16 protein-coding genes are annotated in these 14,189 nt (G+C 60.2%); 7 read left to right on the top strand and 9 right to left on the bottom strand.

The features are described 5' to 3' along the window. A partial coding sequence (locus tag JNM42_RS05815) for a transposase (protein ID WP_294267566.1) occupies positions 1 to 513 on the top strand: 513 nt, incomplete at its 5' end. Positions 514 to 519: 6 nt separating this feature from the next. On the opposite strand, the gene JNM42_RS05810 is transcribed toward JNM42_RS05815, so the two are convergent. From JNM42_RS05810 to JNM42_RS05790, 5 genes are all read right to left on the bottom strand, one after another. Beyond that, entirely contained in the window at positions 520 to 693 is a 174-nt protein-coding gene (locus tag JNM42_RS05810) for a hypothetical protein (protein WP_294267564.1), read from the bottom strand. A gap of 85 nt (positions 694 to 778) precedes the next feature. Further along, the gene (locus tag JNM42_RS05805) at positions 779 to 1,099 is read right to left on the bottom strand and encodes a DUF5615 family PIN-like protein (protein WP_294267562.1); all 321 of its coding nucleotides are present in this window, start codon (positions 1,097 to 1,099) and stop codon (positions 779 to 781) included. Between the two features lie 8 nt (positions 1,100 to 1,107). Next, complete coding sequence (locus JNM42_RS05800) at positions 1,108 to 1,335, bottom strand: DUF433 domain-containing protein (RefSeq protein ID WP_294267560.1); 228 nt, start codon at positions 1,333 to 1,335, stop codon at positions 1,108 to 1,110. A gap of 234 nt (positions 1,336 to 1,569) precedes the next feature. Next, complete coding sequence (locus JNM42_RS05795) at positions 1,570 to 2,757, bottom strand: ATP-binding protein (RefSeq protein WP_294267558.1); 1,188 nt, start codon at positions 2,755 to 2,757, stop codon at positions 1,570 to 1,572. 208 nt (positions 2,758 to 2,965) lie between these two features. Next, a complete protein-coding gene (locus tag JNM42_RS05790; protein ID WP_294267556.1) occupies positions 2,966 to 4,159 on the bottom strand; it encodes a Fic family protein in 1,194 nt (397 codons plus the stop codon). Positions 4,160 to 4,421: 262 nt separating this feature from the next. On the opposite strand from JNM42_RS05790, the gene JNM42_RS05785 reads away from it, so the two are divergent. Both JNM42_RS05785 and JNM42_RS05780 read left to right on the top strand, forming a co-directional pair. Then, positions 4,422 to 4,973, top strand: a complete 552-nt coding sequence (locus JNM42_RS05785; RefSeq protein ID WP_294267555.1) for a DUF924 family protein — start codon at positions 4,422 to 4,424, stop codon at positions 4,971 to 4,973. A gap of 14 nt (positions 4,974 to 4,987) precedes the next feature. After that, the gene (locus JNM42_RS05780) at positions 4,988 to 5,251 is read left to right on the top strand and encodes an oxidoreductase-like domain-containing protein (RefSeq protein WP_294267554.1); all 264 of its coding nucleotides are present in this window, start codon (positions 4,988 to 4,990) and stop codon (positions 5,249 to 5,251) included. A 285-nt stretch (positions 5,252 to 5,536) separates the two neighbouring features. On the opposite strand, the gene JNM42_RS05775 is transcribed toward JNM42_RS05780, so the two are convergent. From JNM42_RS05775 to JNM42_RS05765, 3 genes are read right to left on the bottom strand one after another with little or no spacing between them, the layout of a single operon-like run. Then, positions 5,537 to 5,905: a hypothetical protein gene (locus JNM42_RS05775; protein ID WP_294267552.1), complete on the bottom strand. Its 369-nt coding sequence runs from the start codon at positions 5,903 to 5,905 to the stop codon at positions 5,537 to 5,539. A gap of 20 nt (positions 5,906 to 5,925) precedes the next feature. Next, positions 5,926 to 6,489 carry a hypothetical protein gene (locus tag JNM42_RS05770; protein ID WP_294267550.1) on the bottom strand — a complete coding sequence of 188 codons (564 nt, stop codon included), beginning with the start codon at positions 6,487 to 6,489 and terminating at the stop codon, positions 5,926 to 5,928. 12 nt (positions 6,490 to 6,501) lie between these two features. Beyond that, positions 6,502 to 7,383, bottom strand: coding sequence for a DUF2092 domain-containing protein (locus JNM42_RS05765; RefSeq protein ID WP_294267549.1), 882 nt, complete (start codon positions 7,381 to 7,383; stop codon positions 6,502 to 6,504). 272 nt (positions 7,384 to 7,655) lie between these two features. Here JNM42_RS05765 and JNM42_RS05760 point away from each other — a divergent pair, with 272 nt between their 5' ends. Next, the gene (locus JNM42_RS05760; protein ID WP_294267547.1) at positions 7,656 to 9,230 is read left to right on the top strand and encodes a CorA family divalent cation transporter; all 1,575 of its coding nucleotides are present in this window, start codon (positions 7,656 to 7,658) and stop codon (positions 9,228 to 9,230) included. A 556-nt stretch (positions 9,231 to 9,786) separates the two neighbouring features. Here the strand turns inward: JNM42_RS05760 and JNM42_RS05755 are convergent. Continuing rightward, positions 9,787 to 10,602, bottom strand: coding sequence for a M90 family metallopeptidase (locus JNM42_RS05755; protein ID WP_294267545.1), 816 nt, complete (start codon positions 10,600 to 10,602; stop codon positions 9,787 to 9,789). Positions 10,603 to 10,957: 355 nt separating this feature from the next. Here JNM42_RS05755 and acsA point away from each other — a divergent pair, with 355 nt between their 5' ends. The 3 genes from acsA to JNM42_RS05740 are packed head-to-tail and all read left to right on the top strand — an operon-like array spanning position 10,958 to position 13,497. Continuing rightward, a complete protein-coding gene (gene acsA, locus JNM42_RS05750) occupies positions 10,958 to 12,703 on the top strand; it encodes an acetate--CoA ligase (protein WP_294267543.1) in 1,746 nt (581 codons plus the stop codon). Beyond that, positions 12,700 to 12,966, top strand: coding sequence for an acyl carrier protein (locus tag JNM42_RS05745; protein WP_294267541.1), 267 nt, complete (start codon positions 12,700 to 12,702; stop codon positions 12,964 to 12,966). Before acsA ends, JNM42_RS05745 begins: the two co-directional genes overlap by 4 nt. A 3-nt stretch (positions 12,967 to 12,969) precedes the next feature. Then, positions 12,970 to 13,497, top strand: a complete 528-nt coding sequence (locus JNM42_RS05740) for a GNAT family N-acetyltransferase (protein ID WP_294267539.1) — start codon at positions 12,970 to 12,972, stop codon at positions 13,495 to 13,497. Positions 13,498 to 14,189: the final 692 nt, after the last annotated feature.

Here is a 14,189-nt window from a genome sequence, read left to right as displayed (position 1 = left end):
ACGCTCCGTCTGGGAACGGCCTCGAAGATCCAAAAGAAGAGCTTGGCGGCACACATCACTTGGCTGAATAAGCGCATCACCGATCTCGATGATGAGATGACCAAGCGCTTGCGCGCATCGGACGTTTGGAAAACCAAGGATGATCTGCTGCGCGGTATTCCTGGCGTCGGGGAAGTCACCAGTTTGACGATGCTCGCCAAATGTCCCGAACTTGGCCAGCTTAATCGCCGTGAAATTGCGGCCTTGGCGGGCGTGGCCCCGTTGGCGAAAGACAGCGGTAAACATCGGGGTAAGCGCTTTGTCTGGGGTGGCCGAGCTGATGTGCGGGCGGTCTTGTACATGGCGACCGTTTCCGCCATTCGGTTTAACAGTCGTATCAAAACCTTGGCAGAACGACTCAAACAGGCCGGCAAACCCGGCAAGGTCATTATCGTCGCCTGTATGCGAAAGCTGCTCACAATCATGAACACGATACTCAAAAATAATACGCCGTGGAGTCCCCAAAATGCTTGACTTGGATCACGGTTGCTTGGGGTGCGCCACGCTTACCTGGCCGGAAAATGCCGGCAGCGTCCAGTCGGCCAGGATGGCATCGGGCAGCCGCTCGTCAAGGGTGGCGCGGAAGGCGGCTTCGTCCTCCACCTGACGCACCGCCGCTGTCAACCCGGCCTCGCGCAGGGTGTCTGCGATCAATTCGAGATCAACCGCCAAGTCCTTGACGGCGATCAGGTCTAGGGCGGATTGCGCTGACTTCTGGCTATATGCATTTACGGCGGCCTCATCCCAGTTCGACGATTGCCTGACCTGATGCCAATAACGCCAAGGCTTCGGAAAATGTCTTGCTGAACAGCCATTGCAACTGTCGGTTAGTCACGTTGCCGCAGGTCACCCAAGGTAGTTGGGGAGGTGGGCCATGACGGCTGACCAGTTCAACAAAGTCGCTGTCCTTGCTGATGAGCACCGCTTGCACCCGCTGCGCAGCCTGGAATATTTCGAGGTCCGACGCATCTCTCATGCCCAAGTCGCGCAACGATACGGCTTCGATACCATATGTCGTCGACAACCACTGAGCCAACATGGGCGGCAGTTGGGCATCCAACCAGAATTTCACGCGGCAAGGCGAACAATGTCACTGCGACGGGCGGCGAATTGCAAGCTGGCCAGGATGTCTTCGCGCTCGAGATCGGGAAAGTCTGTCAGGATTTCTTCCATGCTCACGCCTTCGCCCAACATTTCAAGTAGGTCGCTGACACGAATGCGCATGTTGCGGATACACGGCTTGCCGCCGCACTTTCCGGATTCGATGGTGATTCGATCAAGCAGGGCTGCGTTCATTGAGTTCTCCTCATGGTAACGACTTCCGATTGGGTAACATTACGGCGCGATACCACATGCGTCAAGCCGTTTCCCGTGGTTAGGCCCCTGAAGGTCGCGAACTGGCGCAGTCTCACCAACGCCGACTTCCCAAATGCCCCGTCATTTATGGCTTTCGTGCGAATGCGCCTGTCAAGTGTCGCGCTTGCGTGCCAGGCCCCGGCTCATCCAGCGCGACACGTGGTCTGACCCCGGTCAGACCACGTATTCCGCACGCAACAATCCAGCCAGTTCGGCCAGGCCGATGGCTTGCGCGCCATGGCGCAGCGCGAACGTCTCGCTGCCTGGGTAGACCACGTAGCGCTGCGTGATGCGCAGATCGTCGCAGGCCTGGGCAAAGCCTTTTGCCGGACTCGGCGCGCTTGAACGCCTGATCTCGATGGCGATTTCGGGTTGCCCGCCTTTTTCGAGCAGCAGATCGATTTCGGCGCCGGCATGGGTGCGGTAAAAATACGCTACCCGGCGCGGGGCCGCCGCCAGCACCAGGTTTTCGATGCAATGCCCTTCAAAGCTGAGCCCGCAGACCGGGTGCCCGAGCAGATCGTCCAGCGTTTCCAGTTCCAGCAGGCCGTGCAGGATGCCGCTGTCGCGCACATAGACCTTGGGCGACTTGATCAGGCGTTTGCCGACATTGCCGCTCCACGGTTGCAGCCGGCGCAGCAGTAGCAGATCGACCAGCAGGTCGATGTAACGATCCACCGTCGGGTTGGCGACGCCGAGCGCGGCGGCCAGGCGGGACTGGTTGAGCAGGCTGCCTTGCTGGTGCGCCAGCATGGTCCACAAGCGACCGATGGTTTCGGCGGGCAGCCGTGGCGCAAACATCGGCACGTCACGTTCAAGATAGCTGCGGATGAAATTGCGCCGCCAGTCGAGGCTGCGCCGCTCGTCGCGCGCCAGCAGGCTGTCGGGGAAACCTCCGCGCAGCCAGAGCGTCGTCGCATCGAGCCCCGCCGCAGTGGCATCGCAGATATCGAACGGGGCGATGTCGAGATAGGCGACCCGGCCGGCCAGGGTTTCGCTCGACTGGCGCATCAGGTCCAGCGCAGCCGAACCCAGCAGCAGGAACTGGCCGCTGCGCTGCCCGGCCTGACGCTTGTCGTCGATGATGCCGCGCAGGATGTCGAATACGCCCGGGGCACGGTGGATTTCGTCGAGGATCACCAGCTTTCCATTTTGGGCGCGCAGATAGCTGTCGGCATCATCAAGGCGCAGGCGGTCGGCGGGGCGTTCGAGATCGAGATAAACCGTGCCGCCCGGCCAGTCTGCAGCGATATGCCGCGCCAGCGTGGTTTTGCCCACCTGACGCGGCCCGAGCAGCACGACAGCGGCGGTATGGGCCAGGGTCTGGTGAATGGAGGTTTCGGCTTGGCGATCAATCATCATTGTTATATTAACGACAGGCGTTAATTTGTCAATGATGATAAATCAGATGGGGTTAATCGAAAGCAATGCGGGATCCCGGTTTCCAATGCAACTCATCAGATGGCGCAAGGGTAGTGGGCGATCCGGCACGACCGAATCAGTCGGAAAAACCGGGTCACGTAGAAACCGGGGTCTGACCCGGTAGCGATCCGGGAGCGATCAGTGATTTTCAAGGCGCTTGCGTTGCGGCTTCCGGGTAAAGCTCCGGCAGCAGGAACTGGAGCGCATCGAGCGGAAACGCCATCTGTACAGGCGCTGTGTGGCCGGTGCTGGTGACCAGACCGGTGTCGATCAGCCGTGACAGCAATGCTCGTGCGGTGCGTTCGCCAAGGCCGGTCATTTGCTGGAATTCGCCGCGCGGGGTGGGCCCGGCCAGAAACAGGTGATGCAGCGGAACAATGGCTTCCGAGCGAATGCGCCTGTCGAGTGTCGAGCGGTAGGTAATCAGGGCGGCGATGCGCGCTTTCATGGCGTCCAGGTCAAGCATTCTGGTCATGAAATCGACCTGGTCGGCGGCGAGGGCGATGAACCATTCGCACCATTCCCACAGCAGCTTCTCGCTCAGGTTGCCGCGTCCGTCCAGGTCGCCGTGCCGGTGACTGTCGGCGGCATCGAGCAGGGCGTAATAGGTGTCGCGCTTACGGGCCAGACCCCGGCTCATCGACCACAGCCCGGAGCTCAGGGGCCACAGCGCGCAATGCGTCTGCAAGCGTACGGCGCGACCGTTGCCATCGAGAAAGGGATGCACCCAGGCACCGCGGTGATGCGCGGCGGCGATGCCGGGCAGCATGTCGTCCACAGCGAGTGGACGCGAATAGGCCACGTCAAGCCTGTCTAGAAAGGCCGGCAAGGACGAGAAGAGCGGCGGTTCGTGACGACCGACAGCCACTTGTTCGGTGCGTAGCGCGCCGGGCACGACGATTCGTTCCTCGGAGGTGGTCCGGTCTTCGACGGCCAGCCGGCCATACAGCGCGGCATGGGCCTTCCGCAGAAAGGTGGCGGTCAGGGGACGATCTCCGGCGACCACCCGCTGTTCAAGCTCCCGCTCGGCCTCGATATGCGCCAATGCCAGGCGCTGCAGTCGAGCGACATCAGGTTGCTCGGAAAAGTCGCGGTGCAGCGCTCGTTCGATATTGATCGGGTGCGTGCTCTGGCCTTCAATGCGGTTCGAATAATAGGAATTCATCGCCCGCACCAGTTCGCGCAGGCTGGCAATCGTTGCCGGATGCGCAGCGCCGGCAAGCCGCAGAGACCGCTCCACGACGGTGCGGGCAGGCCGACGCAGTTCGTCCAGCCGCTGTTGCGGCAGCAGCGGCTCGAACTGGTGTGGCTGGGTGTAGCGCTTGATTTTCTCCAAAGTCATCGCCTGCGAAAATTTTGCCGGTTAAAGTGCCGATTATAAAATAATAATAATGGCTTTAAAAACAATCGAAAAAGTACTTATAAGGTCAAATTTTTACAATAATTATGCCGGTCATTTTTCCGGACCAATCCGCTTGCCTCAAATGACCTCTGCCGGAGGTCCTATTTCATAAGCCTTAACGATAGACTAGCTCAAATGGGCTACTATCCGGTTCGATGAATGAATCCCCTTACTTGAGCAAAACCCGGCCGGAAAAAATTCGATGCACGACGACCTGGATTATCAACACATCATCGACTTCTGGTTCCTTGAAATCGAGCCGGCGCAATGGTGGCGCCAGAACGATGAATTCGATCGCCGGATTCGCGAGAGATTTGGCGCCGTGCTTGCGCAGGCCGCGCAATGCGAACTTTATGCGTGGCGTGCTGCCGCGCAGGGTCGCCTGGCAGAAATCATCGTTCTGGACCAGTTCTCGCGCACCATTCATCGCGCTACGGCACAGGCGTTTGCCAGCGATTCCCTGGCTCTGGCGCTGGCGCAGGAGGCGATCGCGGCGCACGTTGACGATGCGCTGGAGCCGGCGAAAAAGGCCTTTCTCTACATGCCTTTCATGCATAGCGAGTCGCCGGAAATGCACGCCATTGCCGTCAGCCTGTTTGGCCAGGTCGGCCTCGAATCGTATCTGCAATTCGAGCTCAGGCACAAGGCCATCATCGATCGCTTTGGCCGATACCCGCACCGCAATGCTCTGCTCGGACGTGTCTCCAGCGCGGAAGAAATCGAGTTCCTGAAAACCCCGGGTTCGTCGTTCTAGCCGTCAGTCGAGCCATGATGTCCGACACAAGCCCGCTTCCCGATCCCTTCGCTCTGCCGATGAACAACCTGGACGATGCCCAAGCCATCGTGCGTGCAATCGAAGCCTTGCTCAGCCAGCGCAAACTCGGCCTACGCCCGCCGCCGCCGGTGCCGAGCACATGCTGTGGGGTGGGCTGCAGCGAGTGTGTATGGCAGGGGTACTACGCCGCACTGGCGGGCTGGCGGGATCAGGCCCGGATGCTTAGTGCTGAAGCCGGCCCGAGTCCAGGTTGCTGACCACCCCAACCCTCATGACAAAGGGCTTCCGGGTTTTCTTGAAGCAATGAATACAACGCGCAATTCAACAAGGGTGAGGGCAGGAGCATAGGCGCTGAATTAGTGTCTTGCCCAAGGCGCCAAGAAGGCTGTGACGACGCGCAGATAAACGCCGTTGGCACCATAAGCCGGCTGCAACCGTCATCCCCGACGCAATGGCAGGGAATCCCGCTCCCTGGAACGGGATTCCCTTTGACGGGCACTCCTGCGAGCGGGTGCCGGCATCCCGTCAGGGCGCTATGCCGGCTATTTGCTCGCCTGGTTTTTCGCTATGGTTGCACGGATTTGTGCCGCGACCGCTTCCATGGTGAAACTCACACCCTTTTGCATCGGTGGAAACTCGATGGCTGACGTGGCCAGTTCCTTGACCGCGTCCTGAACCTGAACAAAGCGCCAGAACTGGTACTTGTACCACTCCAGGTAGCTATACGACCCGACGTTTCCCTTGGCCCAGGCGGTGCGTTCAAACGGATCAAGGCGCAGGTTGATGATCGGTGGCGCACCGGCTACCACCGTGTTGCCGATCCAGCCATCCGGTTGCTCCTTCAGGATGAAGGTACAGCCTTTCGCTTGCACTTCGTTGAGCGACCTGTCGTAATCAGGTCGGGCGCTCACTGCGCTGGATCCTGTCCTGCTCAAGGCGCCGGCACGACGCGGTAATAAACGCCGTTGGCGCCATAGGCCGGCTGGAACCACGCATCACCGACGGAATAGTAGGTCACTCCGTTCCTTCTGACGGGATTCGCATTGACCGGCAGGCTTGAGTAGCTGGTGCCGACCACGAAGGTCGGGCCGCGGTTGGTCGAAACCACTGCGGCGCCGGCACCGACTCCGACGACGGCACCCGCAGCGTCGGCATTTGCGCAGTTGTAGCATCCGCTAGCGTAATGCGGAACGACCACGGGTGGGTGATAGGGCGCGTACTCCGGCGGGCGGTAAGCCGACGCCCCGTCCGGTGCGGTGTGTACCGTGCCGTAACCGTACGAGGTGGCCGTCCTGCCGCCGTCCATATTGGTGTGTTCGCTGCCCACGCCTTCGACGTGCGCTGAACTGCCCCCGTAGGCGTTGGTGTGTTCGGTGGCACCGGGAACGTGCTCGGTGCTGCCGCCAAAGCGGTTAGCACTGGCCCAGGCCAGGGCCTGTCCGGTCGGAACGGCGACGCCGAGTAGCAATACCATGCCGAGAATGATCGATTTCATGATGAGCTCTCCTTATTGGGCCTTGGCAGGCTTCGCGGCAGGCCTGGTTTTTACGGGTGGTTTGAAGGCGTTTGCCGCCGAACCGCCAGGGTGGGCAAAAGCAATCGGAGTCGCCGCGACAGCCTTCGACGAACTGAACGTATCGGGCGCCAGTACGGGATCGAGCTTCCAGTTGGTAAGCTCCATCTGGTGGCGCAGGCGCAGGGGATCGTTGCGATACACCGCCCGCAGCATGCGCGGCAGCTTGTCTTCACTGCCGATCCAGACCTGCACGAAGACATTGTCATTGACCAGGGCTACCATGTCGGTCGTCGTTCCGCCAATGACTTTGGACTGGCCGATGTAGAAAGCCAGGGTCAATCCATCGGCCAGTGCCTTGTAGGGGTCGGCTACGAGCAGGTCGGTGAAGGGGAAATAGATGGCGGCACCGTCGAACGCGGCCTTGAGCGCCGCATCGATGGTCGGCGGGGCGGCAGTGACAGCGACCAGGTTCTCCGCAGGTGCGAAGGCCGTCATCGTCTTGCCGTTGTAGTAAAACTCCGAGCCCGGTCCGTCGCCGGGCGTAATCACCCGGAGCTTGTCGGGCCGCTGCATGGCCACCTCGGAGACCGTCGTGTAGGCCAGGGCGGGGCCGATGCGACTCGGGCTTTCATAGGTCACGAGCGCCGTGAATGACATGCTCCGGGCCGCAGCCAGACGCTCGCTCGTCGCCCTGAGAATGGCGATGGCCCGGGCTTCAAGTTCGGGTTTCATCGCTCGTGCCGCGACCTTGCCTGACGTTGGCTTCACTGCCTTTGCTTCGCTCGCCTGCTGCGCGGCACTTGCCGTAGCGGCCAACAGCAGACCTGCCGCAATCAGCAGGGTGTGACCTGAAAATCCGTGCTTGATCATCATTTTTCTCCTGTTTTTACCAGATCACAATGTATCACGCCGATCACGGAGTAGCGCAACCCGGTTTCATCATCGGATTCAGCTTTCGATGCCCTTAAGCCGCTACGATCAGCGCAAAACCACCTGCTTTGCGTCGTCAGCCAGTAAAAGAGCTAAACTCCTGTGCAAGCCTGATCAGGGAGGGAAATCCGGTGTCAGCTCAAGACAGTTTTCAAAACGGCAGCCGCGTCCGCTTGTTTCATTCCAGCCTTTTATGGCCTCTGCAACTCGAGCCATTGGCCATTGACAGTTCCCGGGGTCGTCATTGGGAAGTTTTCGAGGCCAGGAACGATACCCGGCACTGGCAACGCGTCGATGACGAATTTACCGATGACCCAGGCCACTTCAAGGAGCGCCATTACCGTGAGTTTGTCTCCTTCCTGCCTTATGTCCAGTGCTTTCTCTATGGTGAAGGACGCTCGCGCCGTGGGTCCCCGGATGACCCGCCGGCCAGTTCGCCGATGCATGTTTTCCGGCGCAAGGACATTGCCTGTCTCCGCTTGACCCTGCGCAAAGGTCAGGCGCCGATCGAATTGCACGTCGTGCATATCGACCTGTACTTTTTTCACGACCTCGATCTGGTTCTGTTCAATCTGGAGTTTCGCGCCGACAACCTGCCGCTGGATGCCGTTCGCGACATTCTTTTCCGTTTGGGTCGCGCCTATCCCTCGGGATGGGAAGAGGATGGCGAGGGTTTGCACAATGCCTATCTCGCCGAGTGGCTTGATGTCGATGGGGCGGTGATTGCGCGCTCCGATGCCGGGCGTCGCGACAAGTACCTGAGCTTCGTTTGCGAGCATCGCAGCCCCTGTATTTCGGAGCACTGGGCCTGCCTGCTGCGTCCTCTGGTACTTGATCATTCCAACGAGCCAGGGATCCAGCGCTATCGGCTCATCGAATACCACCGCATGCCGGTGATGGCCTTTCTGGCGATCGAGCAACCGCGGGCGCTGAGCCGCGAAGACTGGGTGCGCATCGGCCTGGCGGCCCTGCTGCATCCCGATGAAGCCTTGCCGGTCAATGAACCCAGGGTCGCCGAATTTGAAAAGCGTTACTGTCAGGATCGCTTCTGGAACGATAACGAGGCCGGGCCCAACTCACGCTTCATCTGCACCGGCAACGCCATTACCCTTGTTGGAGACGCCGCCAAGCCTTTTTTCCTGGACAAGGAAACGGGCGTACTGGCGCAATTCCGTCACCAGTACTTCCTGGTTTTTCTCATTGCGCATCTGCATCGTGCTGCGTTGCTGGTGTTTTCCGAAGTGCTCGTAGACGCCGTCAATAAACTCAATATTCGCAACGAGGTATCGGTCCGCCGCTTCAAGCGAAGGATTCGGGCCAACTTCGAGACCTTCCTGCGCTTTACGCACCGTTACTGGTTTCACGAGTTGTCCGAGCGCCCGCATGTACAGGCTATTTTCCGGCTGTGTTCGACTCACCTGCAAAATGACGATCGCTACGATGAGGTACGCGACGAAATTCGTGAGATGAGCCATTATCTCGACAGCGATTCGCAGCGTCGTCAATCGAATACGGTAGTCCGACTGACCGTGATAACGATCCTCGGTCTGATTGCCACGGTGACTACCGGCTACTTCGGGATGAATATCCTTCCCTTTGGCGAGGGACCGCCCGAGGAACGCCTGTTGCATGGTGTGATTGCCACCCTCGTGATTTCCGCCCTGGTGTTCTTGGCCGTCTCCCGATCAAAACGTCTTTCGGACTTCCTTGAGGCGCTGTCCGATGAAAGACTGGGCTTCGCCGGGAAATGCAGAGCCTTCTGGCTGGCCCTGGGAGGCGGAGAACGCTAGCCTGGATTGAATATCTTTCATGACAATTCCCGATTAGGTGAAACAGACTACCTTCCGGTACTCACCGAGTGCATACTGAGCCACTTTCCCCCTCTTCAGACAGGAAACCCCGTGACTATTTGCCCGATTGCCATCGTAGCAGGTTGCCAGAAATGCCCCGCGTTCAAGATCTGCCCGCTCAAGCGTTTGATCGGTGACCAGCCGAAATCGCCTGAGCCGGAAGCCAGGATCAAGCCCTCGCCGAAGTCACGCTCCGCTACGCCAGCGGCAAAAAGTAAAAGCAGCAAAAGAAGCAGGTAAGGCTATCAGTAATCGGTGATTGATTCGCACTTGTGCAATGCACAATGTTGAAGGGATGCGAATCGAGATGTCTCCATAACGGCCAGAAGCCGCCGGTGGGAACGCTGCTCCCATTGCAGACATACAACTGAGCTTTTTCCATTGCGGCCATGGAGATCACCGAAATCTGATCGTTGGGAAGGGGGGCAGCGAAATGCGTCAGCAAGGCCGCGACCGCGGCGGATTGGCACTGACCAAACCGCGACTTCCACGAGGGTTACCAGAGCGCCGGATCGAGATTGTAGAAGTGGCGCAACTCCGCGTAGAGCGCCGGTTCGGCACTGGCGAGCCGATCGGGCAGCTCGAAGAACACTTCGCTGACAACAGCGAAGAACTCCGCCGGGTTGGTCGCCGCATAGGCGTCGATAAGGTTAGGCCGACCCAAGGCCAAATCCTCGCGCAGCCGAGTAAAGGCGGCGCCGAGAACGTTCGACCACGTCGCGTAGCGACGCCGCGAAGGCAGCAATGGCGCACCGTTTGCGCTGCCTGTCGCTTGGTCGAGTTGATGCGCGAACTCGTGGATGACAACGTTGCGCCCGACCTCGTCGATTGCCGCACCGGCCACGACATCGGGCCAGGACAGCACTACCCGGCCCTGCGCCCAAGATTCGCCGATCATCACGACCCGCTGCTCGGCGACGATTCCATCGACATCGGGAATGCACCGGTCGACGAAAAACGGACCAGGGTAAACGAGAACGCTCTGTAGCGCCGGAAAGTAATCTCGGCGTGGTTGATTGACCGTGAGCAGACACGCTTGCGCGGCGATCGTCACGCGCACCTCGTCGTCAATGACGAAGCCGCCGCAGCCGATGAAATCCTTCTCGGCGACAAAGACCATGATTTGCCGATTGAGTTCGCGCTGCAATGCGCGCGGGAGGCGCCGCAACTGCGGCAAGCGCTGACGCAGGATATGACTCCAAGCCACGGGAAAAGGCGCGTCTCGCAGCCGTGCCCGGCGGCGCTCGACCCACCAGGGTTGAAGGATCAGCCCGATGATTAGGGCCAACGTGAGGCCGGTCAGGGTGAGCATGGGGATCGGGGCCGGCATCGGGTGGGAACAGGATCGGATATGGGGCCGGCAGTGGCGCTTTCAAGCCCGGTTGCTGTTTTCTGGCGTGTGCTACGGCAGCGCCGGCGTGACGGAAGAGGCTGCGGGCGACCGACCTCCGTGCTTGCACTATCCAAGCCATGCGCCTCGTCGAAACGGCAGGCTATTGAGGCGGAGTTGGGCCCCTGCCCGAGGGATTCAATATCGACGAGCGCATCGTCTGCGTGCAAGACTGTCGAAGCCTGCCTCCATTCGAGGCGTGCTTGAGAAGCATCAACGCGGAACCTTCAGCCCCGAATGAGAATACCATGGCATGGTTTCCCTGATGGATTCACCGATGAGACCACCGCTGATTCGCAAGTCGCCTGTTGATTCGCCCTCGACAGCAAATGGCGCCTCGTTTTCTTGGTCACAGATCAGCCGCGAGCTTGGCGAATCCTCCGATGGCACCATCAACATTGCCCATCTGGCTGTCGACCGCCATGCCCGTTCCGACCGTGCCGAGAATACTGCCTTCCGGTTTCTGGGAACGGATGGCAGCACCCGCAACCTCAGCTATCGAGAACTCGCCGGCCTGACTGACCGCTTCGGGAACACCCTCAAATCGCTGGACGTGCAGAAAGGGGACCGCGTTTTCGTGCTGTGCGGTCGTATCTGGGAGTTGTACGTCGCCGTACTCGGTGCGCTCAAGATCGGCGCCGTAGTCTCGCCGCTTTTTCTGTCCTTCGGTCCCGAGCCGATCCGCAGCCGAATCGCCCAGGCGGCCGGTAAAGTGTTAGTGACGACGGCCAGCGCCTATCAACGCAAAGTTGCCGCACTGCGCGCCGAACTCCCCTCCCTCAGGCATGTCCTGCTGATCGACGATCTCGGCGCCGGCAACATTGCGGACACCCTGGACCTGCATGCCCTGCTGCGCGCCGCCCCGGAAACCACGGCGCTGGTGCCAACGGGCCCCGAAGACCCGGCCCTGCTGCATTTCACCAGCGGAACGACCGGCCTGCCCAAGGGGGCCATCCACGTTCACAGCGCCGTCCTGACGCACTACGCCACGGCGCGGATCGCCCTCGACCTGCATCCGGATGACGTGTTCTGGTGCACGGCCGATCCGGGCTGGGTGACCGGTACCTCGTACGGCATCGTCGCGCCTCTGGTCATCGGCGCCACCTGCATCGTCGATGGGGCCGACTTCGACCCACTGCGCTGGATCCACATTCTCGAAAGCGAGCGGATCAATGTCTGGTACACAGCGCCGACGGCGATCCGGCTGCTGATGAAGGCCGGCCCGGAACTGTTTGCCGGGCACCGTTTTCCCGGCTTGCGCTTCATCGCCAGCGTGGGCGAAGCGCTCAACCCGGAAGCGGTGTGGTGGGGACAGGATGTATTCGGGCGACCGATCCACGACAACTGGTGGCAGAGCGAAACCGGCGGCATCATGATTGGCAACACCGCCGCCCAGGACATCAAGCCCGGCTCGATGGGTCGTCCCCTGCCGGGCATTGCCGCCCATGTCGTCCGCCACCAGGAGGGCGAACCTGTCACGGTGATCGAGGCACCCGATACGATCGGCGAACTGGCGCTGGAAACCGGCTGGCCGTCGATGTTTCGCGGCTATCTCGACCAGCCAGCGCGCTACCGCGAGTGCTTTGCCGGCAATCTCTATCTCACCGGCGATCTGGTACGGCGCGATGCCGATGGATATTACTGGTTTGTCGGCCGCAGCGACGACGTGATCAAGTCATCCGGCCATCTAATCGGCTCGTTCGAAGTGGAGAGCGTGTTGATGGAGCACCCGGGGGTTGCCGAGGCGGGCGTCATCGGCAAACCGGATGCGCTGGCCGGAGAAGTGATAAAGGCCTTTGTCGTGCTCAAGCGCGATATCGAACCAAGCGAAGACCTGCGCCTCGTCTTATTGGCCCACGCGCGTCGGCGCCTGGGCACAGTGGTGGCACCGAAGGAGATTGCCTTCGTGCCGGCGCTGCCACATACTCGTAGTGGAAAAATCATGCGCCGGCTCCTCAAGGCAAGGGAACTCGGAGTGCCCGAAGGCGACGATTCGACGCTGGCGCAAGGGGAGGGAAGATGACTCAGAAGCACGAACAAATCCGCACGGAAGTTCTCGCCATCGTCAGGCGATTGGCCCCGGAAATCGATCCCACGCGGATCGTCCCCGACAAGCCCCTGCGCACCCAGATCGACCTCGATTCCATGGACTGGCTCAACGTGCTGGCGAGCATTCACGAGAAACTGGGGGTCAATATCCCCGAAACCGACTACGGCAAGCTTGTGACCCTGGATGGCGTCGTCGCCTACCTGGCCGAGAAGATCCCGGCCGCCCCGGAGGAGTGACTGGTGGCCGACTATCCCGCCGAACTGGTCCGCAACCGTTACCTTTTCGACGGCAGCCCGGTCACCATCCGCCCGATCCGCGCCGAAGACAAGCCGCTGGAACAGGATTTCGTGCAGCATCTTTCAGCCGATTCGCGCTACAAGCGCTTCATGTCCACACTGAAGGAACTGCCTCCCGGCAAGTTGAAGTACCTGACCGAGATCGACTACGTACGGCACCTGGCGCTGGTGGCCATTATCCAGCGCGACGGGCAGGACGTCGAGATCGGCGTGGCGCGCTATATCGCTGGCCCGAGTGGCGACGAATGCGAGTTCGCCATTGCCATAGACGATGAATGGCAGGGCAGCGGCGTTGCCGGCATCCTGATGCTGGAATTGATCGACGCGGCCAGGGCGCGCGGCATGCAGAAAATGGAAGCCTTCATCCTTGCCGCCAACAACAACATGATCAAGTTCGCCCACCAACTCGGCTTCGCATTGCACAGGGACCCTGAGGACCCCGGCATGTTCCATGCCGTACGTTCGCTGTAGGGGGTACCGCAAACGAGCCTTGAATGGGGCAGTGGCCCACCGATCGTGTCGAGAGTGACGAAGAAATCACCGCCGCATAACTAATGACTGCTTTCCTTTTCCAGGGTGTGCCGCGAATGGTGGCTTCCATTTATTGCTACCGGCGGCAATGGGTCGCTGGCTGTCATCAAACGCTGATGCATTCGCAAGGGCAGGAATCAGAGTGCAGCGGCCGTTGGGCATGCAAAATTCATCAGGTCGCTTACAGTCTGAAGCCGACGCTGGCGGCAGTGCCGAGCATAATTTGCGCGAACGGCAGGTTCTGGCCGGTAAGCAGACGCTAAGTTTTGAGGGGTGGCGGGCTCCATCCGACCCTGAGCCGCCTGATGAGATATGGAAGTCATCCGGCCGCTTCAAGCTACATTGCCGCCGTACGGCCCAGACTTCTACAATGAAAAAATTGATCAAAAAAATCAGGCGCTTATTCGGTTGTCCGGCAGGACAAGGGCGGAGGTGCTGATCTCATCAATAAATCTCGATGCCCCTTTGGTCCATTGGCAAACAACCTAGCTCTGCCCATTACCCACAAGTGTTTCAACTTGTATCCGGCGGCCTAAGAGAAAAGCCAATGCAGAGGATTTGCAGGACCGCATAGCCCTGCCACATGAGCTGGTGCCCCGGGGGCGGATCATTGTTGCGACCAAGATAGCCGC

Source organism: Propionivibrio sp., from assembly GCF_016790145.1.
GTDB lineage: Bacteria > Pseudomonadota > Gammaproteobacteria > Burkholderiales > Rhodocyclaceae > Propionivibrio.
The sequence above is the reverse complement of the archived record's forward strand: the minus strand, read 5'-3'. Positions and strand labels throughout refer to the sequence as shown.

What these genes read in the sequence shown, in the direction of transcription:
- JNM42_RS05800 (WP_294267560.1), bottom strand. Translation starts at nt 1,335, where the DNA reads ATGAACGCAGCCCTGCTTGATCGAATCACCATCGAATCCGGAAAGTGC.
- JNM42_RS05795 (WP_294267558.1), bottom strand. Translation starts at nt 2,757, where the DNA reads ATGATGATTGATCGCCAAGCCGAAACCTCCATTCACCAGACCCTGGCC.
- JNM42_RS05790 (WP_294267556.1), bottom strand. Translation starts at nt 4,159, where the DNA reads ATGACTTTGGAGAAAATCAAGCGCTACACCCAGCCACACCAGTTCGAG.
- JNM42_RS05785 (WP_294267555.1), top strand. Translation starts at nt 4,422, where the DNA reads ATGCACGACGACCTGGATTATCAACACATCATCGACTTCTGGTTCCTT.
- JNM42_RS05780 (WP_294267554.1), top strand. Translation starts at nt 4,988, where the DNA reads ATGATGTCCGACACAAGCCCGCTTCCCGATCCCTTCGCTCTGCCGATG.
- JNM42_RS05770 (WP_294267550.1), bottom strand. Translation starts at nt 6,489, where the DNA reads ATGAAATCGATCATTCTCGGCATGGTATTGCTACTCGGCGTCGCCGTT.
- JNM42_RS05765 (WP_294267549.1), bottom strand. Translation starts at nt 7,383, where the DNA reads ATGATGATCAAGCACGGATTTTCAGGTCACACCCTGCTGATTGCGGCA.
- JNM42_RS05755 (WP_294267545.1), bottom strand. Translation starts at nt 10,602, where the DNA reads ATGCTCACCCTGACCGGCCTCACGTTGGCCCTAATCATCGGGCTGATC.
- acsA (WP_294267543.1), top strand. Translation starts at nt 10,958, where the DNA reads ATGAGACCACCGCTGATTCGCAAGTCGCCTGTTGATTCGCCCTCGACA.
- JNM42_RS05745 (WP_294267541.1), top strand. Translation starts at nt 12,700, where the DNA reads ATGACTCAGAAGCACGAACAAATCCGCACGGAAGTTCTCGCCATCGTC.